The 19,326-nt window shown below is 68.8% G+C and carries 24 protein-coding genes and 1 pseudogene; 11 read left to right on the plus strand and 14 right to left on the minus strand.

The window, feature by feature from the left end; translation table 11 throughout:
- Positions 1-52: 52 nt before the first annotated feature.
- The 3 genes from ACFQE9_RS10930 to ACFQE9_RS10940 all read right to left on the minus strand — a co-directional run bounded on the left by ACFQE9_RS10930 (position 53) and on the right by ACFQE9_RS10940 (position 1,413).
- Positions 53-175: a hypothetical protein gene (locus ACFQE9_RS10930; RefSeq protein WP_379744337.1), complete on the minus strand. Its 123-nt coding sequence runs from the start codon at positions 173-175 to the stop codon at positions 53-55.
- 95 nt (positions 176-270) lie between these two features.
- Entirely contained in the window at positions 271-927 is a 657-nt protein-coding gene (serB, locus tag ACFQE9_RS10935; RefSeq protein WP_379744339.1) for a phosphoserine phosphatase SerB, read from the minus strand.
- Positions 928-966: 39 nt separating this feature from the next.
- Positions 967-1,413: a VanZ family protein gene (locus tag ACFQE9_RS10940; RefSeq protein ID WP_379744341.1), complete on the minus strand. Its 447-nt coding sequence runs from the start codon at positions 1,411-1,413 to the stop codon at positions 967-969.
- A 57-nt stretch (positions 1,414-1,470) separates the two neighbouring features.
- Here ACFQE9_RS10940 and ACFQE9_RS10945 point away from each other — a divergent pair, with 57 nt between their 5' ends.
- Together ACFQE9_RS10945 and ACFQE9_RS10950 are read left to right on the plus strand one after the other, a co-directional pair.
- Entirely contained in the window at positions 1,471-1,869 is a 399-nt protein-coding gene (locus tag ACFQE9_RS10945) for a DUF5778 family protein (protein WP_379744343.1), read from the plus strand.
- A 16-nt stretch (positions 1,870-1,885) separates the two neighbouring features.
- Positions 1,886-2,533 (plus strand): alpha/beta hydrolase, encoded by a 648-nt coding sequence (locus tag ACFQE9_RS10950; RefSeq protein ID WP_379744345.1) that lies wholly within the window; start codon positions 1,886-1,888, stop codon positions 2,531-2,533.
- Positions 2,534-2,546: 13 nt separating this feature from the next.
- On the opposite strand, the gene cmk is transcribed toward ACFQE9_RS10950, so the two are convergent.
- The 4 genes from cmk to ACFQE9_RS10970 form a co-directional block, all read right to left on the minus strand.
- Positions 2,547-3,161, minus strand: coding sequence for a (d)CMP kinase (gene cmk, locus ACFQE9_RS10955; RefSeq protein ID WP_379744347.1), 615 nt, complete (start codon positions 3,159-3,161; stop codon positions 2,547-2,549).
- 93 nt (positions 3,162-3,254) lie between these two features.
- Positions 3,255-3,584: a transcription factor S gene (locus ACFQE9_RS10960; RefSeq protein ID WP_379744349.1), complete on the minus strand. Its 330-nt coding sequence runs from the start codon at positions 3,582-3,584 to the stop codon at positions 3,255-3,257.
- Positions 3,585-3,684: 100 nt separating this feature from the next.
- The gene (locus tag ACFQE9_RS10965; RefSeq protein WP_379744351.1) at positions 3,685-4,344 is read right to left on the minus strand and encodes a DUF8135 domain-containing protein; all 660 of its coding nucleotides are present in this window, start codon (positions 4,342-4,344) and stop codon (positions 3,685-3,687) included.
- Positions 4,337-5,173: a hypothetical protein gene (locus tag ACFQE9_RS10970; protein WP_379744353.1), complete on the minus strand. Its 837-nt coding sequence runs from the start codon at positions 5,171-5,173 to the stop codon at positions 4,337-4,339. The genes ACFQE9_RS10965 and ACFQE9_RS10970 overlap by 8 nt, the downstream gene beginning before the upstream one ends.
- 269 nt (positions 5,174-5,442) lie before the next feature.
- On the opposite strand from ACFQE9_RS10970, the gene ACFQE9_RS10975 reads away from it, so the two are divergent.
- The 4 genes from ACFQE9_RS10975 to ACFQE9_RS10990 all read left to right on the plus strand — a co-directional run bounded on the left by ACFQE9_RS10975 (position 5,443) and on the right by ACFQE9_RS10990 (position 8,880).
- The gene (locus ACFQE9_RS10975; RefSeq protein ID WP_379744355.1) at positions 5,443-6,003 is read left to right on the plus strand and encodes a hypothetical protein; all 561 of its coding nucleotides are present in this window, start codon (positions 5,443-5,445) and stop codon (positions 6,001-6,003) included.
- 73 nt (positions 6,004-6,076) lie between these two features.
- On the plus strand, positions 6,077-6,313 hold the full coding sequence (locus tag ACFQE9_RS10980) for a DUF7561 family protein (protein ID WP_379744357.1): 237 nt from the start codon (positions 6,077-6,079) through the stop codon (positions 6,311-6,313).
- 89 nt (positions 6,314-6,402) lie between these two features.
- Positions 6,403-8,340: a helicase C-terminal domain-containing protein gene (locus tag ACFQE9_RS10985; RefSeq protein ID WP_379744359.1), complete on the plus strand. Its 1,938-nt coding sequence runs from the start codon at positions 6,403-6,405 to the stop codon at positions 8,338-8,340.
- A gap of 345 nt (positions 8,341-8,685) precedes the next feature.
- Positions 8,686-8,880: a DUF7317 family protein gene (locus ACFQE9_RS10990; RefSeq protein ID WP_379744361.1), complete on the plus strand. Its 195-nt coding sequence runs from the start codon at positions 8,686-8,688 to the stop codon at positions 8,878-8,880.
- A gap of 135 nt (positions 8,881-9,015) precedes the next feature.
- Here the strand turns inward: ACFQE9_RS10990 and ACFQE9_RS10995 are convergent, their stop codons facing one another.
- Positions 9,016-10,149, minus strand: coding sequence for a 60S ribosomal export protein NMD3 (locus ACFQE9_RS10995; protein WP_379744363.1), 1,134 nt, complete (start codon positions 10,147-10,149; stop codon positions 9,016-9,018).
- Positions 10,150-10,287: 138 nt separating this feature from the next.
- Between ACFQE9_RS10995 and ACFQE9_RS11000 the strand changes: the two genes are divergently transcribed.
- From ACFQE9_RS11000 to ACFQE9_RS11010, 3 genes are all read left to right on the plus strand, one after another.
- Positions 10,288-11,589 (plus strand): O-acetylhomoserine aminocarboxypropyltransferase/cysteine synthase family protein, encoded by a 1,302-nt coding sequence (locus ACFQE9_RS11000; protein ID WP_379744365.1) that lies wholly within the window; start codon positions 10,288-10,290, stop codon positions 11,587-11,589.
- 67 nt (positions 11,590-11,656) lie between these two features.
- A complete protein-coding gene (gene mdh / locus ACFQE9_RS11005) occupies positions 11,657-12,571 on the plus strand; it encodes a malate dehydrogenase (RefSeq protein ID WP_379744367.1) in 915 nt (304 codons plus the stop codon).
- A gap of 93 nt (positions 12,572-12,664) precedes the next feature.
- Positions 12,665-13,117, plus strand: a complete 453-nt coding sequence (locus tag ACFQE9_RS11010; protein ID WP_379744369.1) for a universal stress protein — start codon at positions 12,665-12,667, stop codon at positions 13,115-13,117.
- A 43-nt stretch (positions 13,118-13,160) separates the two neighbouring features.
- On the opposite strand, the gene ACFQE9_RS11015 is transcribed toward ACFQE9_RS11010, so the two are convergent.
- Entirely contained in the window at positions 13,161-13,724 is a 564-nt protein-coding gene (locus tag ACFQE9_RS11015; protein ID WP_379744371.1) for a peptidylprolyl isomerase, read from the minus strand.
- Between the two features lie 129 nt (positions 13,725-13,853).
- On the opposite strand from ACFQE9_RS11015, the gene ACFQE9_RS11020 reads away from it, so the two are divergent.
- Positions 13,854-15,158 carry a 5'-deoxyadenosine deaminase gene (locus ACFQE9_RS11020; RefSeq protein ID WP_379744373.1) on the plus strand — a complete coding sequence of 435 codons (1,305 nt, stop codon included), beginning with the start codon at positions 13,854-13,856 and terminating at the stop codon, positions 15,156-15,158.
- Between the two features lie 91 nt (positions 15,159-15,249).
- On the opposite strand, the gene ACFQE9_RS11025 is transcribed toward ACFQE9_RS11020, so the two are convergent.
- The 5 genes and pseudogenes from ACFQE9_RS11025 to ACFQE9_RS11045 form a co-directional block, all read right to left on the minus strand.
- Complete coding sequence (locus ACFQE9_RS11025; protein WP_379744375.1) at positions 15,250-15,822, minus strand: Tfx family DNA-binding protein; 573 nt, start codon at positions 15,820-15,822, stop codon at positions 15,250-15,252.
- 79 nt (positions 15,823-15,901) lie between these two features.
- Positions 15,902-16,423 (minus strand): TRAM domain-containing protein, encoded by a 522-nt coding sequence (locus ACFQE9_RS11030; RefSeq protein WP_379744377.1) that lies wholly within the window; start codon positions 16,421-16,423, stop codon positions 15,902-15,904.
- 109 nt (positions 16,424-16,532) lie between these two features.
- Positions 16,533-16,958 (minus strand): CopG family ribbon-helix-helix protein, encoded by a 426-nt coding sequence (locus tag ACFQE9_RS11035; protein ID WP_379744379.1) that lies wholly within the window; start codon positions 16,956-16,958, stop codon positions 16,533-16,535.
- A gap of 282 nt (positions 16,959-17,240) precedes the next feature.
- Positions 17,241-17,531: pseudogene (locus ACFQE9_RS11040) on the minus strand (DUF7977 family protein); the annotation flags it as partial.
- Complete coding sequence (locus ACFQE9_RS11045) at positions 17,521-18,561, minus strand: zinc-binding dehydrogenase (protein ID WP_379744381.1); 1,041 nt, start codon at positions 18,559-18,561, stop codon at positions 17,521-17,523. The pseudogene ACFQE9_RS11040 and the gene ACFQE9_RS11045, both read right to left, overlap by 11 nt.
- Before the next feature lie 157 nt (positions 18,562-18,718).
- Here ACFQE9_RS11045 and ACFQE9_RS11050 point away from each other — a divergent pair, with 157 nt between their 5' ends.
- Complete coding sequence (locus tag ACFQE9_RS11050; RefSeq protein WP_379744383.1) at positions 18,719-19,312, plus strand: MogA/MoaB family molybdenum cofactor biosynthesis protein; 594 nt, start codon at positions 18,719-18,721, stop codon at positions 19,310-19,312.
- The last annotated feature ends 14 nt before the right edge of the window (positions 19,313-19,326 follow it).

The following is a 19,326-nucleotide window of genomic DNA, read 5'->3' on the forward strand; positions in this document are numbered from 1 at the left end:
TCATCGCGGAAAAGGCTTCGCGAAGCGGGGTGAAAGTGGTCCGATCGCCGGGTTACCGGTCGTCGATCTCCCGGACGCGCTCGTCGGGAACGCGCTCGCCGACGAGCGCGGCCCACTCGTCGAGGCGCGAGCGACGGTCCCCCGCGCGCCCCGAATCGCGTGTGTGAGGGGTCATCGTCCGTATGTGTACGAAGCCGTCCTCTTAATCGTTACTCCGGTTCCCGGTCGGCGATGACCCGATCGCTGCGGCGGGGTCGGTGAGACCGCCGATCACTCGAGCGTCTCCGCGGACGGGAGCACGCGATATCCCTCGAGAACGGAGCCGAGACGGGCCATCGACGCGACGACGGCGTCACAGGAGGATCGGACGGCCGGTTTCGGGACGAAGCCGACGGAGAGCCCGGCGACCTCGAGCATCGGGAGGTCGTTCGCGCCGTCGCCGATCGCGACCGTGTCGGCCATCGGGACCCCGACCGCCTCGGCCAGCTCCTCGAGCGCGTCGTCCTTCGTCCCCTCGATGAGCGGGCCCTCCGCGTCGCCGGTCAGGCGGCCGCCGGACTGGGGAAGCCGGTTGGCGACGATGGTGTCGACCTCGACGCCCTCGCGTGCGAGTGCGGCCTCGACGCCGCGTTCGAACCCGCCGGTGAGGATCGCGACGTGGTGGCCGGCCTCGCGCAGTCGAGCGATGAGGTCCGCGGCGCCGGGGCGGATCCGGACGCGGTCGAAGGCGTCCGCGACGTCCTCCTCCGAAAGCCCCTCGAGCAGCTCTGCGCGCTGATAGAGGCTCTCGGCGTAGCTCAACTCGTCGTTCATCGCCCGTTCGGTGATCTCCGCGACCTCCTCGGAGACGCCGGCCCGCTCGGCGAGCAACACCGTCATCTCGGAGTCGGAGAGCGTCCCGTCGAAGTCGAACGCGATGAGTCGCATACGCGCGGTTCGCGGCGTGCCGGTTAAATCGCGACGGTTTCACCTCGTCGACGTGCGGGCGAGAGCTCCCGCGATCGTTCCGACGAGGACGCCGACGACGGCACCGACCGCGTTGATCGCGGCATCGAAGAGCCCCCCGGATCGCCACGGTATCGGGACCTGGAGGAGTTCGATCGTCGCGCCGTAGCCGGCGGCGAGAACGACGGCGATCACGGCCACCTCACGGACCTCGAAGTCGCGCTCTCGAAGCGTCCGTCGACAGAGCCCGGCGATGATCGCGTACGCGAGGAGGTGGCTCGCGACGAACGGGTCGACGCCGACCGAGAGGGTGAAAAACGCGGCTTCGCCGCCGGAACTCCCGGGAACCGGAACGACCGAGACGACGAGCACGAGGAGGGAGAATCCGACGATCGATCGCGATCCGACGGCGGAGAGCGCGTCGGCAACCCGGGTGCGGGCTCCACCGGAAGCGCGGTCGGAGGTCATCGGTCGCGTGACGCTCGGATCGCCACCCGTTTATCCGGTCCGATCGAACGTCCGCCGATGAACGAGACGCTCGACGACGACCTCTATCAGCGCACGATGGCGCTTTTAGAGCCCGGGGAGATCGACCTCCAGGGATGTATCGTTCACTCCGTCTACGACGGACAGTCGGACCTGGAGATGCACGAGCTGACCGTCGCGATCAACGACGTGATCGCCGAGGCCGCCGGCAAGGGCGAGACCTACATCGAGGCGGGCAACGACGACCCGGACTTCTCCTCGAACCAGTTCCAGGGGCTCACCCTCGAGGACGAGTCCTTCGTCTGGGAGTGCCAACAGCTGCTTCGCGAGGGGACCTTCGATCTGGTCTTCTACTACGAGGCCGACGCGGACCAACGGACGGTCGTCGAGGGGATCGAACGGCTCGAGGGCGTCGATCGGGTCACGCCCGTCCCCTGAATCGAGGATCCGGATCGTGACCGACTCGAAGACGGTCCTCGTTCCCGGCGGTCGAGACGTCCGGGCGACCCTCGATCGCGCCGGGGACGACACGCTCCCGACCGCCTGCGTCGTCGCGTGTCCGCCCCACCCGCAACACGGCGGCCATCGCGGCGACCAGCGGCTCGAGGCGGTCTCCGCCGCCATCCGCGATCGCGGCGTCGACTGTCTGCGGTTCGACTACGGGGACTGGGACGAGGGGTACGGCGAGCGGGCCGACGCGGACAACGCCCTCGCGTGGGCGTTCGACCGCTACGAGCGCGTCGGGCTCTTCGGTTACTCCTTCGGCGGCTGTCTCGCGCTCGTCGCGGCCGCCGGGCGCGAGGACCTCTCGGGCGTGGCGGCGCTGGCGCCCGCACCACAGATCAACCCCGACGTCGACGCGGTCGCGGCGCTCGCCGACGTCGCGTGTCCGGTCCGGATCGTCTACGGAACGCGCGATACGACCACGGACTGGGAGTCCGTCGTGGAGCGTGCTCGCGGGCTCAAAACGGGCCGGCCGTCCGGAGCGATCACGCTCACGGAGGTCTCGGCGGACCACTTCTTCATCGGTCAAACCGACGCGATCGGAGAGACGATCGGGGAGTGGCTCGGAGAACGGATCCGGTCGTCCCGACAGTGCTAACGGGAGACGGTCGTCAGATCTCCAGGTCCGGGGTCGGGATCGCGCCCTCGTCGCGCACCGGATCGTACTCGTCGATCGCCGCGAGAGCGATCGCGAGCGTGCTCGACTCGGTCCAGCGCCCGGTGTTTATCGCGAGGTCGTAGATCGACCGGTCCGAGACGTCGATGTCGTAGTAGGACTCGTATCGCTGGGCCTCGATCACCTCGCGGACGCGCATCTCCGCCTCCATCTCCTCGCGGCCGGCGGTGCGGTCGACGCGGACCTCCTCGGGCGCGTCGAGCCAGATGCGGAGGTCCGCGCGGTTGCCCGCGATCCATCCCGCGAGACGCGACTCGAGGACGAACGCCTTGTTCGCCGCGCCCCACTTCTCGGAGATGCGTCGAAGTCGCCGGTCGAGCTCGCGGTCGATGTCCTGTGACTCGCCGGTCTTCGCGACCAGCTGTGAGAGGCTCATGTCGCGGTCCTCGGCGATGTCCCGGAAGATCTCCCCGCCGGAGACGTAGCCGCAGTCCATCGCGGCGGAGAGCCCCTCACACAGCGTCGTCGCGCCACAGCCCGGCGGCCCCGAGACCGTGACGAACAGGTTGCTGTCGATTCGTCGCCCGCCGTCGTCGTCCTCCGTGGCCATCACGGGTGTTCTCGAGCGCGAGACGGGTAAGGGTGCGGATCGACGCGGGAGGGGGTGAGAACGCGGATCGGCGCGGGAGCAGAGAAACTCGGATCAGTTGTAGCCGCGCCAGCGATGGCCGCACTCGGTACACTTGAAAAAGCGCGTCGGCGGCTCGTCGGCGCTGCCGGTCTGTTTGATCGTGTACCACGCCTCGCCGTGACCGCACTCGTCGCAGGACACGTCGGTGGCGGTCGGCTTCCCCTCGAAGTCGGCCCCCTCCTCCGTCTCGATCGGGTCGGAATCGCCCTGCTCCTCCGTCGAGACGAACCGCTCCGCGAGGTCGTCGTCGCGGTCGGTGGTGGCGCCGCAGTCGTCGTTTTGACAGACCATCTCGCCGTCGACCGACACCATCATCGATCCGCACTCGTCGCAAAATTGCATCGGTGATCGTTCCCGATGCTAGGGGCTCGTGCGGTTTGAACGGTTCGTTCCGAAACCGGGGATCCCATCGAGCATTCCGGATCGTTTCCACGACGGCCGATTACTCGTCGCCGCGGTCGAACTTCGGGTCGTCCTCGGTCACCATCGGGCAGTTTCGGACCCGAAACTCGTCGATCCCGACCACCTCGACGATCGCCGTCCCGTCGTGGCCGCACTCGACTTCCGGCGGCTCGCTGAAGTGGGGACATCGCTGGCAGTACTGTCGTTTCGAGACGAGGTGGTCCTCGTGGCGCTCGTCGTGGTCGACGAGCGTGGCGTCGCCGCCGATCTCGAAGCCCGATCCCTCCGAGTCGAGGCTCTCCCAGACGTCGTCGGTCGCCACGTCGACGTCCATCTGTTCGAAGGGGTCACCCTCCCCTCCCTCGAGCGTCGATTCGGACGGGGACGCCGAACCCGAAGTCGAACGCGGCTCGTCGGCCTCGAGCGCCGCGAAGGGGTCCTCCTCGGCGTCGACGTCGGATCCGGATTCGAATGCCTCGACGTCGTCGTCGAGTTCCGCCATCGTCTCGTCGAGACGATGATGAGTCTCGCCGAGATCGATCGGCTCGTCAGGATCGCCCGAGTCGTCCGGATCACCCGAGTCGTCCGGATCGCCCGAGTCGTTCGACTCGTCCGCGCCAGCCGACTTCGCTGCGGTCGTCCCGTCATCGTCGACCGCGTCGAAGTTCCACTCCTCGGGGGCCTCGGAGTCGTCAGCCATCGTCGTCCTCCAGGATGTCCGCCGCGGCCTCCGGCCCGTCGACCTCGCCCTCGAGCGCGGGTCGATCGCCGATCGTGAGCCACGGCTTGCCGAAGAACCCGGATTTGGGCTCGACGGACTCGAAGGGGGTATCGCAGTGTGGACACCGCGGCTTGGCCAAAAGGCCCACGTATACCGCGTCCTCACAGTTTCTGCAGGCGGCTTTGGTGATCCCGTGGTGGTTCGCCCGCGAGAGGATGTCCTCGAGGGCCTTCCGGCGGGACCGCAGCGCCTCGAGCTTGCCGAGACGCCGTTGGGTGCTCACGACCGCCTTCGCGACCCTGGTGAGTTTCGTCTCGAACTCCGAGACCCGCTCGTCGTGGGCCGCGAGCGAGTCGCTCACCGAGTCGGCGGACTCGAGGTCGCCCTCCAGGTCGTCGATCCGGCTCGAGAGATCGTCAACGGCGGTCTCGAGGTCGTCGATATCCACCTCGACGTCCGCGTGTTCGTGGTCCTTCGGCGCCCGGGATTCGACCTCCTCGAGGACCTGGATCACGCGGTTTCTGACGTCGGTGATCTGCTCTTCGAGTTCCGTCCGGAGCGCCCCGACGTCGTCCTCGATCCCGTCCACGTCCCGTTCGATCGCGTTCACGTCCCGTTCGACCGTCTCCACGTCGCGTTCGAGGTCGTGGACGTCCGCCCGCATGCGTTCGATCGTCTCGGCGTCGGGAACGTCGATGTCGCGCTCCTCCGCGAGGTTGACGATGGCCCGGGCGAGCAACTCGCGTTGCCCGTCGCTCGCGAGCCCCTCGACGTCCTCCGGCCAGTCGTCCCCCGCGGACAGCGTCATTCGTTCGGATCCCCCGTCGTGTTCCCTTCGACCCCGGCGCATAAGTAAGCTTGCGCGCGAGAGCGCGGGGATCGACGACTCGAACGGTGATCGATCCCCCGAGCGGCGAACGACGTTCCGGACGCCGATCGATCTCCCGGACGGTGAACGTCCAAACCGGGTGCGGTTCGGCGCAACACGCCGATCCTTGAACGTGGACGCCTTTATGCGCGTTCATGCGCGCGAACGGCATCGGACGGCTTTTGGGCTCGGACCGTCCTCACGTCGGTATGTCACGCCACGGTCGTCGCAGTCGTGCGGTCGTCCTCCTGCCGGCCGGAGCCCTCGCCCTCGTCGGAAGCCTCGAGACGTGGAACGGACGCGAATCGTTTCCGGCGCTCCGAATGCTCGAGGAGCCGGTCACCGTGGCCTCGATCCTCGCGTCCGCGCTCCTCGTGTTCGGGGCGATCCTCCTTTGTGCGGCGACGATCGCGCTCGCGGCGCGCCCGCCGACGCCGCGCGCCGTGGCCGTCGTTCCCGTCGTCGGCGCGGCCGGCGCCGGCCTGTTCGGGGTCCGAACCGGCCTCGTCGCAACGACCGCATCCGTTCCGACGGTCACGTCGATGGGGACGTTCGTTCTCACCGTAGTGGTCGCGGGAACGGCGGTCGCTCCGATCGCGATCGCCACGACGCGCGAGCACACGCCGGTCCTGTTGGCCGGCGCCATCGGGTTCCTCGCGGCGATCTTCTCGTCCCCCGCGCCCATCAGCACCGCGCTCGTCGGAGCCGCGAGCGGAATCTCGGCGGTGGGGACGCTGTGGATCGTCGACGCGAAGGCCTGGCGGCCGTGAAGCCGCATTCCGCCGGCTCCGGCGGCGGCCGTGACGTCGATACGCCTATCCGTGGCCGAACCGAATCGGGGACATGGCGTCGGAGCCCTGTGCTGTCTGTGGATCGGACGTTCGGATCGCCGGCGGGATCGGCGACCTCTGGAGCCTCGCGTTCGAGTCCACCCAGGGGATGACCCTGGAGCTCGTCGACGGCTCCGAGTTCTTTCTCTGTTTCGAGTGCGTCGAGCGGCTTCCGGAGGATCGCGAGCCGGTCGCGGACGACGTCGAGCGGCTCCGGAGGGCCGCCGAGGACGTCGAGCACGGCGAGTGAATCGGATGGAGCGAGGCGATCGGTCCGACCAATCCCTCCCGATCCCGTCCTTCCGATAGGTTTACTCCGATCGCAACGGACCCGGGAGTGTGGACCCCGACCGGATCCTCGCGGAGTTCCCCGCGCCGAGCTTTCGCGGCGCCCAGAAGGAGGCCCTCCACGACGTCCGCGACGCCTTCGCGGCGGGCAACGAGGTGGTCCTCGTGCGCGCGCCGACCGGCAGCGGCAAGTCGCTTCTGGCCCGGGCGATCATGGGAGGCGCACGCACCGTTGAGGCGGCCGAGCCGCGGCAGGCGACCGGCGCGTACTACACGACGCCGCAGGTCTCCCAGCTCGACGACGTCGCGACCGACGACCTCCTCGAGGACCTGAACGTGATCCGCGGCAAGTCGAATTACGCCTGCATCCTGCCGGGCGAACACGACACCCCGGTCGATCGCGCCCCCTGCGTTCGCCAGCGGGGGTTCGACTGCAGCGTGAAACACCGGTGTCCGTACTTCTCCGACCGGGCGATCGCCTCCTCGCGACGGTTCGCCGCCATGACGCTCGCGTACTTCATGCAGACGGCCGGATCCGAGGTGTTCGGCGAGCGCGACGTGGTCGTGATCGACGAGGCACACGGCCTCGCCGAGTGGGCCGAGATGTACGCGACGATCGAGTTGTCACCGGACCGCGTCCCGGTGTGGGAGGACGTGGGCGTGCCGGACGTCTCGGCGGCGAGTGCCTCCGGCGACCGGGACGCGGGACACGAGGGCGACGGTCACGACCCGCTCGATCGCACGGCGCGGTTCGTCGAACAACTCCGGAGCGTCTGTGAAGGCGCGAAGGACGACCTCGTCGGCCGGGCGGAACTCGACGCCGAGGAGGTCGCCCGCCGCGACCGCCTCCAGGAGCTGATCGGCGAGCTGGGGTGGTTCCTCGAGGACTACCGCGACCCGGAGAGCCCGACCACGTGGGTCGTCGACCAGCCCGGCGGCGAGGGCACGGCGATCACGATCAAGCCGCTCGACCCGGCCCGGTACCTCCGACACACGGTCTGGGACCGGGGGAACCGCTTCGCGCTGCTTTCGGCGACCATCCTCTCGAAGGAGGCGTTCTGTCGCGGCGTGGGCCTCGATCCGGACGACGTCGCGCTCGTCGACGTCGAGCACACGTTCCCGCTCGAGAACCGCCCGCTGTACGACGTCACCCGGGGGAAGATGACCTACGAGCACCGCGAGGAGACGCTTCCCCGGATCGCCGAGTTGATCGTCCGATTGATGGCCGAACACCCCGACGAGAAGGGGCTCGTTCACGCCCACTCGTACGCCATCGCCGACCAGCTCGTCGATCGTCTCGGCGAGTTCGGCGTCACCGCGCGGCTGCGCCGGCACACGAAGGCAACACGCGACGACGAGCTCGAGGCCTGGAAGGCGAGCGACGACCCCGAGGTCTTCGTCTCGGTGAAGATGGAGGAGGCGCTCGACCTCAGGGACGACCTATGTCGCTGGCAGGTGATCTGCAAGGCGCCCTACCTGAACACGAACGACTCGCGGGTCGAAAGACGCCTGGAGGAGGGCCAGTGGGCCTGGTACCACCGGGCGGCGCTGCGGACCGTCATTCAGGCGTGTGGACGCGTCGTCCGGGCGCCCGACGACGCCGGCGCGACGTACCTCGCCGACGACTCGCTCCTCGACCTCTTCGATCGCGCACGCGCCGATATGCCGTCGTGGTTCGGCGACCAGGTCCGCGAGATGTCGACGCCCGACCTCCCGCCGGCGGACCCGGCGGCGGCGCTCGCCGGGATCGACGCCGATCCGACCGTCACCGCGTCGGCGACTCCGGGATCGGCAACCCCGGGAGCGGCGGCGGACGACCGCCGGGAATCCGGCCACAGCGGTCAGTCGTCGGGGCAGAACCGCTCGAGCGCCTCGAACGGCGGCGACCGATCGACGTCCCGGTCGGATACCCGATCGGAGACCCGGTCGGAACGCGACGCGAAACGACGCGAGAACCATCCGCTCTCGGACGTCTGGGGCGACGGCTGAGCCGGTACGGGCCACCCGCGCCGCCTAGATGAGCGAGACGCCCCAGGCCACCATCGAGGAGACCATCAGGAACGCGAAGAACAGCGCGAACAGCTTCTGTCGGTCCATGCACTCAGAGTAGGCCGGCGAGCGGACATAACTCCTGTGTCCGCGCGTCGATCGGCCGCCTCGACCGATGCACGCCCGACCGTCGTCCCGTGTCCGTCGAGCTCTCGCCCCTCCGTTGATCCTTAAACGCACGCGCTTCGAGACGGGAGTTCGATCGTGTGATTATATCATATAAGGTCTGAATATCCCCTACAGGACATAGAAACCTTAATAATCGATCACGCCTCATCGACTGATATGGCACTCCACGGGCTGGCGACCGCGCTCACGCTGTACGACTCGGGAACGCTGACACTGTCCCAGGCGGCGTCCCGGGCCGGGATCGGCGAAACGGAGTTCATCGCGCAGCTGGAACGACGGGGCATCGAGGTGTCCGAGTCCGACCGGTCGGCGCGAAAACGGGTCGAGACGCGACCGGCACGCGCCGACTGACCCGGGACGACGATCGGGTCCCGGTCCGGCAGGAACCGAGCCGGCAGGAACCGAGCCGGCAGGAACCGAGCCGGATCCGGACGGACAACGGGTCGAGCAGGAGGTCGAAGCGAACGCCGCGTCGATCCGCCGTTTTCACTCCTCGTCGTCGGTCGCGGCGGGGTCCCGTTCGGGGACCAGATGGACCTCGCCGTCGTGTTTGACCGCGAGCGCGACGTCGGCGTCGTTCTCGAAGAAGTCGGGATTCGGGACCGTGACCGCCTCGTAGGTCTCGGGATCGAGCACCTGCACGGCGTGTTCGTCCTCCACGGTCACGACGGTCGTCTCCGACGCGTCCGCGCGGGACCCGATCCGCTCGGCGTCGGGGGCGTCGCCGTCGTCGAACCCGGAGACGTACTCCGCCCCGCTGGCGAGGCGAACGCCGCGAACCCGATCGGCGACGCCGGTGACGAGGACCGGGCCGTCTCCGTCGTCCGGGTCGACGATCTCGCCGGGGGCGTACCGGGGGAGTCGAACCGCGAAGGTCACCCGATAGACCTCGTTGCCGTCGGCGTCCTCCGTGACCAGGGTCGGATAGGACTCGAAGCTCCCGCCGAGCTGGTCCGTGATGCGCGTCGCGACGTCCTGTCCGAGCCCGTTCGAGGAGATCTTCAAGTTCGGCCCGTCCTCGGTCTCGTCTATCTCCGTGATGAAGGCCTCGCGGTCGCCCTTCGCCTCCTGGGCGGCGACGTGCGATTCGGCAATCTCGATCGCTCGCTCGCGTTCCTCCGCGGTGAGCTCTCGGTCGTCGGCCCGGATCTGTACGATCGCGGCGTAATAGCCGCCGGCGATGCGGCCACAGCGGTCACAGGTCCCCCGGGAAATCTTGACGGGAACGGTGACGGACTCCTCGCGGCGGGTCCCCCTGACCACTCCCGAGAACTGACAGTGCATCCGGATCGTGTTCTCGTCCACCTGTTCGGGCTCGACGCCCCACTCGACCGCCTCGGCGTCGACGTGAACCCCGAGACGCTCCGCGGTCTCGTCGACCGCGACGTCGGTGTAATCGCGCGCCTCCACGTCCCGCCAGGAGCTGCCGCGTCGGACCGCCCCACACCCCGAACAGACGAGGACCTCGATCCGGTCCGGGGCGTCGACGAGGTCGAAGTCCTCGAAGTAGCAGTCGTCACAGAGCTTCCGGTCCCGCGTGCGGGGGCGACCGGGAAGCGGCTCGGCGCGCTCGCCGACCGGATCGCCACAGCGCGGGCAGAAATCGCGGGACTCGCTCATCGCCTCTCCGTAGGTGAGTCGGCGGGTTAAGTCGACCGAATCGGGACCGTCGACGAGGGCGTGCGAACGCATCCGGAACGTCGGCAGGACCTGCAGGAGCCGCGTGTCTTTAACACGGCGGCGGCCGAGGAGACGGATATGGCAGACGAATCCGACGACGACACGCAACGGTTCGCGACCCGGAGCCTCCACGCGGGCGCGAAACCCGATCCGACGACCGGCGCGCGCGCGACGCCCATCTATCAGACGACCTCCTACTCCTTCGACGACGCCGACCACGCGGCCTCGCTTTTCGCCCTGGAGGAGCCCGGCAACATCTACTCGCGGATCATGAACCCGACGAACGCGGTCCTCGAGGAGCGGATCGCCTCCCTCGAGGGCGGGATCGCCGCCGTCGCGACGAGCTCCGGAATGGCCGCGTTGAACCTCGCGACCTTCCTGCTCGCCGGTCCCGGCGACAACATCGTCTCGGCCTCCTCGCTTTACGGGGGCACCTACACCTACCTCACCCACACCGTCGAGCGGCGCGGCGTCTCCACGCGGTTCGTCGACACGCTCGACGTCGACGCCTACGAGGAGGCGATCGACGAGGACACCGCCTACGTCCACCTCGAGACGATCGGCAACCCGGCGCTCGTGACGCCCGACATCGAGGCGATCGCCGAGGTCGCCCACGAGCACGACGCGCCGCTTCTCGTCGACAACACGTTCGCGACGCCGTACCTCTGTAACCCGCTCGACCACGGCGCGGACCTCGTGTGGCACTCGACCACGAAGTGGATCCACGGCGCCGGCACCACGATCGGCGGCGTCCTCGTCGACGGCGGCAGCTTCCCGTGGGGCGAACACGCCGATAAGTACCCCGAGATCGGCGGCGACAACCCGGCCTACCACGGCGTCAACTTCACCGAGCGGTTCGGCGACGCCGCGTTCACCTACGCCGCCGTCGCTCGCGGGCTGCGCGACCTCGGCTGCCAGCAGTCCCCCTTCGACTCCTGGCAGACGATCCAGGGGCTCAACACGCTGCCGTTCCGGATGGACCGCCACTGTGAGAACGCCGAGATCGTCGCCGAGCACCTCTCCGACCACCCCGAGGTGAGCTGGGTCAACTACCCCGGCCTGGAGGACCACGAGACCCACGAGGCCGCAAGCGAGTACCTCGACGGATACGGCGGCATGATCACCTTCGGGCTGGAGTCGGGATACGACGCCGCAAAGACGACGGTCGAGAGCACCGAGATCGCCTCGCTTCTGGCCAACGTCGGCGACGCGAAGACGCTCATCATCCATCCGGCCTCGACGACCCACCAGCAGCTGTCCGAGGAGGAGCTGCTGTCGGCGGGCGTCACGGAGGACATGGTCCGGCTGTCGGTCGGCCTCGAGGACCCCGAGGACATCCTCGCCGACCTCGATCAGGCGATCGAGACCGCGACCGAGTGAAGCGCCCCGTCCGATTGTAGACGTTCGTCGAAACGGTTAGGGGACTCGCGTCCCCTTCTCCGGAGGCATGACCAAAGTGAGCGTGGTCGGCGCCGCCGGCACCGTCGGTGCCGCCGCCGGCTACAACATCGCGTTGCGTGACGTGGCGGACGAGCTCGTCTTCGTGGACATCCCGGACAAGGAACCGGAGGCGGTCGGACAGGCCGCGGACGTCAACCACGGCGTCGCGTACGACTCGAACACGACCGTTCGACAGGGCGGCTACGAGGACACCGCGGGCTCGGACGTCGTCGTGATCACCGCCGGGATCCCGCGCCAGCCCGGCCAGACCCGGATCGACCTCGCCGGCGACAACGCGCCGATCATGGCGGACATCGGCTCGTCGATCGCGGAGTACAACGACGACTTCGTCACCGTGACGACCTCGAACCCGGTCGACCTGCTCAACCGGCACCTCTACGAGGTCGGCGACCGCGACCGCCACTCGGTCGTCGGGTTCGGCGGCCGGCTCGACTCCGCGCGCTTCCGGTACGTGCTCGCCGAGCGGTTCGACGTGCCCGTACGGAACGTCGAGGCGACGATCCTCGGCGAGCACGGCGACGCGCAGGTCCCGGTCTTCTCGAAGGTGCGCGTCGACGGCCGCGATCCGAGCTTCGATCCGGACGAGCGCGAGGCGATCCTGGCCGACCTCCAGGAGTCCGCGATGGACGTCATCGAGCGAAAGGGCGCCACCCAGTGGGGCCCCGCCACCGGCGTCGCCCACGTCGTCGAGGCGATCCTGCGGGACACCGGGGAGGTCCTCCCCTGCTCGGTCGCCCTCGAGGGCGAGTACGGCCACGAGGACACCGCCTTCGGCGTCCCCGCGAGGCTCGGGTCGAACGGGATCGAGGAGGTCATCGAGTGGGACCTCGACGAGTACGAGCGCGATCTGATGGCGGAGGCCGCGGAGAAGCTCTCAGAGCAGTACGCGGAGATCGCCTGAGAACGGGCTCGAGCGCACTGGGAGACGCCCTCGGACGCGTTCGTAAGGAACCCTCGAACACTTTTAAGCGACGCCCGGACGAAGTTCCGGTCGATGTACGACCGAATCCTGTTGCCGACCGACGGAAGCGAGGGGGTCGACCGGGCGACCGAGCACGCGATCGACGCGGCAAAGCGGTACGGCGCGACCCTCCACGTGCTCTTCGTGGTCGACGAGGGCGTGATCAACGCCTACCCCGGCGACGAGTACGTCCACGAGTTCGAGGGGGTCGAACGAACCCTCGAGGAGTTCGGCGAGGAGGCGGTCGAGCGGATCGGGTCCGAAGCGAAAGACGCCGGCGTCGACTCGGTCGTCACCGAGGTGCACCACGGCGAGCCCGACGAGGCGATCATCGGGTACATCGACGACGAGGACATCGGTCTCACGGTGATGGGCACGAAGGACCGTCCCGGGGAGTATCGCCGGCTTCTGGGGTCGGTGACCGAGCGCGTGGCTCGCCGATCGAGCGAGCCGATCACCATCGTGAAGACGACGGTGGAAGAGTAAAAAGTAGAAGAGTGGATCCGGCGGCGCGTTCGACCGTCAGACCCTACCGATCGACGTCGATCGACTCGATCGCGGCGTCGGTGGTCGGCTCGTCCTGTCTGTCGGTCGGGAGCGAACCGATCTCCTCGACGACGTCCATGCCGTCCGTGACCCGCCCGAAGACGGCATGGCGGCCGTCGAGGTGGGGCTGGGCGTCGAGGGTGATGAAGAACTGCGAGCCGTTGGTGTCGGGCCCGGAGTTGGCCATCGAGAGGATCCCCGGGTCGTCGTGGCCGAGGTCGTCGTGGAACTCGTCGTCGAACTGGTAGCCCGGGCCGCCGCGGCCGGTCTCGGTCGGGTCGCCGCCCTGGATCATGAAGTCGTCGATGACGCGGTGGAAGGCGACGTCGGAGTAGAGCGGGTCGATCCGCTTTTCGCCCGACTCGGGGTCCTCCCAGGCGCCGGTTCCGGGAGCGACCTCGGTGTTCTCGTAGTCGTTCGCGCCCTCGGCGAGCCCGACGAAGTTCTCCACGGTTCGCGGCGCGCGCTCCGCGAAGAGCTCGACCTCGATGTCGCCGTGAGTGGTGTGGATCGTCGCCGTCGGGTTGTCGGAGTCCGAATCGGTCATGTCCCCTGGTGGGGGCGGCGTCCGGAAAACGCTGCTCATTCGACGCCGGATCGGGGGACCGTCCTCCCCGGGTGTGCCGCCGGGGCGAACGGACAGCCTCTTCACCGCACGGGACCTCGTTCGGCAGGGATGTTGCTCACGGGAACGGTCGTGGCGGACCCCGGGACGGTCATCGAGGACGGGGCCGTCGTCGTGGATGGATCGGAGATCGCTGCCGTCGGCGGCCGCGAGGAGCTGGTCGACCGCTTTCCGGACCGCGAGCGGCGCGCGTTCGATCTGGTCGCGCCGGGACTGGTCGGCGCCCACGTCCACTCGGTGCAGTCGATCGGTCGGGGGATCGCCGACGACGCGGCGCTTCTCGAGTGGCTCTTCGATCACGTCCTCCCGATGGAGGCGGAGATGGACGCGGAGGCGACTCGAGCGGCGGCCGAACTCGGCTACCTCGAGTGTCTCGAGTCGGGAACCACGACCGTCGTCGACCACCTCACGGTCCACCACTCCGAGGCGGCCTTCGAGGCCGCGATCGACCTAGGGATCCGCGCCCGCATGGGGAAGGTACTCATGGACGCTGACTCGCCGTCGGGACTCGAACAGGACGCGGAGACCGCCCTCGCGGAGAGCGAGTCGCTCCTCCGCGAGTACCACGGCGCGGCCGACGGCCGGATCCGATATGCGGTGACCCCCCGATTCGCGCTGTCGTGTACCGAGGCGTGCCTGCGGGGCTGTCGCGAACTGGCCGATCGCCACGACGGCGTCCGGATCCACACGCACGCGAACGAGAACCGCGAGGAGGTCGAGGCCGTCGAGGAGCGGACCGGGACCTCGAACCTCCGGTTCCTCGACGAGGTCGGTCTCACGGGACCCGACGTGACCCTCGCCCACTGCGTCCACACCGACGAGCGCGAGCGCGAGCTGCTCGCGGAGACCGGGACGGTGGTGACCCACTGTCCCTCCTCGAACATGAAGCTCGCGAGCGGGATCGCCCCGATCTCGGAGTACCTCGATCGGGGGATCACGGTCGCGCTCGGCAACGACGGACCGCCGTGTAACAACACGCTCGACCCGTTCACGGAGATGCGCCAGGCGAGCCTCCTCGGGAAGGTCGACGCCCTCGATCCCACCCGGCTGCCGGCCGAACGCGTCCTCGGGATGGCGACCGCGGGCGGCGCGCGGGCGGCCGGTTTCGACCGGATCGGCGCGCTCCGGGAGGGGTACCGCGCGGACGTGATCGGGCTGTCCGCCGATCGGGCGCGGACGACCCCGATCCACGATCCGGTCTCACACCTCGTCTACGCGGCCCACGGGGACGACGTCGCCTTCACGATGGTCGACGGCACGGTGCGATACGACGACGGCGAACACGTCGGCGTGGACGCGGGGGAGATTCGCGAGCGGGCGACCCGGCACGCGAAACGGATCGCGGAGCGGATCTGATCGTCGCTCGGCTTCGCGTTCGGCGGATGCGGGTCACCCTCGCGATCGGAGAACGTCGATCAGCCGTACGCCCAATGAACGCCGATCAACCTCACGGCCTGCGGACGCGGACGGTCCCGTCGTGGCTCACGGTGACGAGAAGCCGTCGTTTGACCTCGCGCCCGTGGACGGCGTCGCCGGCGGCGTCGCCGACCGTCCGCATCAGCTCGGGGGCGGTGTGGTTGACCTTCACGCCCGCCCCGTCGCAGGCGTCGTAGACGGTTCCGGGAACGTCGTACAGGTCGGTTCCGGCGGGGATCTCGACGCGGACCGGCGCCGTGAGCGTCTCGGCGAACGCCACGGTCTCGCGGGCCTTCTCGACGTTCTCGCGAGCGCTCGACTCCACGCTCGAGACGTTCGCACGCGAGGTGCCGAGTACGGCGGCGATATCGGACTGCTTCATGCCGCGTTCGCGCAACACGAGCACCTCGGCCTGGCGACGGGTGAGCACGCTCCCGTCGGCACGAAATCCGGCACGCTCGAGCAGGTCGTCGACGGAGTCCGCGTCGATCGCGTCAGCACCCTCGAACGATCCGAGGTCGCCAGCGGAGCCGCCGGATCCGTCCCCGGAATCCGTTCGGTCCCGGCCTCGATCGACGTCGCCCGTTCCGTCGTCTGCATCCATGTCACCGGGGAGGGGATGCGGGCGGAAAAAGGTACAGTACGGACTGTCCGGGTTCCTCCGGGGGAAGGAGGAGGGGCCTCTACCGGCCCCAGAAGTTCTCGCGACTGCCGAGGCGCTCCCTGGCGATTCCCTCACGCTCCGAGTCGGCTTCGTCCTCGTCCTCGTCGTCGTCGACCGCGTCCTCCGTGTCGGCCGAGTCCGGGTCGGCGCCGTCCGCCGCGTCCGAACCCGCGTCGTCCGCGTCCTCGTCGTCTTCATCCTCCTCGAGTGGAAGCCGGTCGACGACCTTCTTGGAAGTCGCGTGGTTGGACTTGACGCGATGGATCCGGACCTCCGCACGCGCCGGCGGGAGGACGCCGTCGACGAGAACGATGAACCCGTCGTCGGTGCGGCCGACGCCGGCGCCGCTCTCGTGGATGTCGTCGACCTCGACGACGACCTCCTCGCCGGGCTGGACGGGCTGGCGTTTCAGCTCGTGGATCGGCATATCGTAGTGTTGACACCACTCGGCACCCCCGCGATCGCCGTAGTGTTGACAGCCCATCCCCTGGATTCGCTCCTCGAAGCTCGGGCAGTCGTCGGCGAGTGGACAGTCCGCCATGGCGGCAGTTAGCCGACGTGCGCTCTTTACGTTTCCGACTAGCCTACCGCGGCGGTCGAACGGGCCGCCCCGGCCGAGGTGGCCCGGGCGGGGATGTGCGAGCGAGCGCTCACTCCGGGGTGACGGGGCCGAACTCGTCGACCGGCATCACGCTGTAGTCGACGGAGAGGGTGTCCTGTGTCGCGCGGATCTTGCCCACGAACGAGGAGATCTCCTCGAGGCGCCCCTCGAGGACGAAAAGCTCCATGCAGTAGTGGGCGCCGACGTGGCTGTGAAAGTTCGAGGCGACGAGCCGCTCGTGTTCGTGTCGCAGCCGCATCATGCGCTCCTCGACGCTCGTCGTCTCGTAGTTGAACAGCACGGTGACGACGGCCATCAGCTCCCGGTCCTCCAAGCTGGCGTCCTCGAACTCCCCGAGGAGATTGCGGGCCGACTCGCGAACGACCTCGCTGCGGCCGGTGTAGCCGTGGTCCTCCGCGAATCGGTCGATCCGCTCCAACAGCTCCTCGGGCATCGAGACGCTGACGACGGTCATATGTTAACTACGCGCCGGCGAGTTGTTAAAGATTGAGTCGCGTGGGTGGTTCGATCGGGTGACCCACCGGATCGCCCTCCCCCGTCAGGGGAGGGACCGCCATCAAGCGGAGTCGGATTCGGAGTCGGAGTCACGCTCGGCGTCGACGTCGTGATCGTGTCCGTTCACGCCGGCATCGTCGTCGAAGATCAGATCGTGATCGCGTCCGGCCGCGTGGTCCTCCCGGTCTCCGGTCCCGCCCTCAAGGTCGGTCCGGTCGCCGGCCCCGCTTTCGGAGTCGCTCCGGTCGGGCGCCGCCGCCGTCATCGTCCAGACCGCGATCAGACCCAACAGCACGGCGGGGACCATCGGCAAGGCGAGGTACGTGCCGAAGAAGCCGAGGTCGAAGACGCCCACCGCGTAGGGGTAAACGTAGATGATCCCGGGAATCACGAGCGTACAGCCGATCACGGCGGCCGCGAGGAGCCACCCGGCGCGGCCGAACCCGTCCGGCTCGGGACGTGCGTCGGCCTCGGAGGGATCGGGATCGTCCACGCGATCGGAACGGCCGGGATCGCTGCGATCAGAGCTCACTGTCGGGAATTACCACCACCTTGCCAAAGCCCTCACGATCCTCGAGGAGCCGGTGGGCCTCCGCGGCCTCGCTCATCGGGAATGTCTCCCGGATCCGCGGCTCGAAGGTGCCGTCCCAGACGTGCTCGAGGACGTCGTCGACCTCGCCGGGTGTCCCCATCGTCGAGCCGATGACGGAAAGCTGGTTCCAGAAGATCCGGTTGAGTCCGGCGTCGGGGTTCGGCCCCGTCGTCGCTCCGCAGGTAACGAGCCGGCCTCCGCGCGCGAGCGACGCCAGCGAGTCGGGGTAGGTCGCCGCGCCGACGTGATCGACGACGACGTCGACTCCGCGGCGGTCGGTCAGGGCCGCGACCTCCTCGGCGAAGTCGTCCGCCTCGTAGTCGATGACGTGGTCGGCCCCGCACGCCTCGGCGTGGCGGAGCTTCGCCTCGCTGGAGGCGGTCGCGAACACCTCACAGCCCGCGTGGTCCGCGATCTGCACTGCGGCGTGGCCGACGCCGCCGGAGGCGCCGAGGACGAGGACGCGCTCGCCGGCCTCGACCTCCGCGCGCGTGTGCAACATTCGCCAGGCCGTCTGGAAGACGAGCGAGGCCGAGCCGGCGACCTCCCACTCGACGTGGTCGGGGACCGGAACGAGGTTGTCCGCCGGAACCGCGGCGCGTTCGGCGTGGACGCCCGGCATGTGCTCGCCGAGGATCCGGAACCGATAGCAGAGCGTCGGGTCGCCGTCCCGACAGAACTCGCAGGTGCCACACGAGACGCCCGCCGAGACCGCGACGTGATCGCCGGGCTCGAAGCGTTCGACGTCCGCTCCGACCGACTCCACGACACCGGCCGCGTCGCTGCCCGGAGTGTGTGGCATCTCGAGATCGACCCCCGGAAGCCCGCGGCGCGTCCACACGTCGAGGTGGTTGAGCGCGCCGGCCTTGACGTCGACGAGAACCTCGTCGTCGGCCGGTTCGGGGTCCGCCAGTTCGGCGTATTCGATCACGTCGCGGTCGCCGTGTTCGGAGAAGGTCACCGATCGCATACCGATCGACACCACGGCGAGCGACTAAACGGTTCCGTGGCCGATGGACTCGGACGCGGGCGGGTGAAGCCGATGGGCTCGGATGCGGGAATCGGATGTGGGTCGGCACGAACGCGGGAGCCGGAAGCCTTTGTGCGCCCGGACGGTACGGTCGGACATGACCGACGGACACGATCACGACCACGGGGAGGACCACGATCACGACGGTACAGGCGAACACGAAGATCACGACCACGGCGAGGACCACGGCCACGACCACCACGCTCACGACCTCGATCGGGTTCGCGTGGCGATCGTCACGGTGACGTCCTCGCGGACGATGGACGACGACCCCTCCGGCGAGTTCATCGAGAGCGCCCTCGGGGAGGCGGCCCACGAGGTGTCCGTCCGCGAGGTGATCCGGGACGACTTCGACGCCATCCAGGGGACGATCGATCGGCTCGTCAGCCGTGAGGATACGGACGCGGTGGTGACCACCGGGGGCACCGGCGTGACGCCGGACGACGTGACCCCGGAAGCGGTCGCGCCGCTCTTCGAGAAGGACCTCCCGGGCTTCGGCGAGACGTTCCGTCGGCTCTCCTACGAGGAGGTCGGCACGCGAACGATCGGATCGCGTGCGACGGCCGGGATCGCCGACGGAGTCCCGGTGTTCTGCCTGCCCGGATCGAGGAACGCCGTCCGGCTCGGGATGGAGGAGATCATCCTCCCGGAGATCGAGCACCTGACCGGGCTCGCACGCCGTGAGGAGTGAGGATCCAACTCGGA

The sequence above is a fragment of the Halopenitus salinus genome, from assembly GCF_042662125.1.
Lineage (GTDB): Archaea > Halobacteriota > Halobacteria > Halobacteriales > Haloferacaceae > Halopenitus > Halopenitus salinus.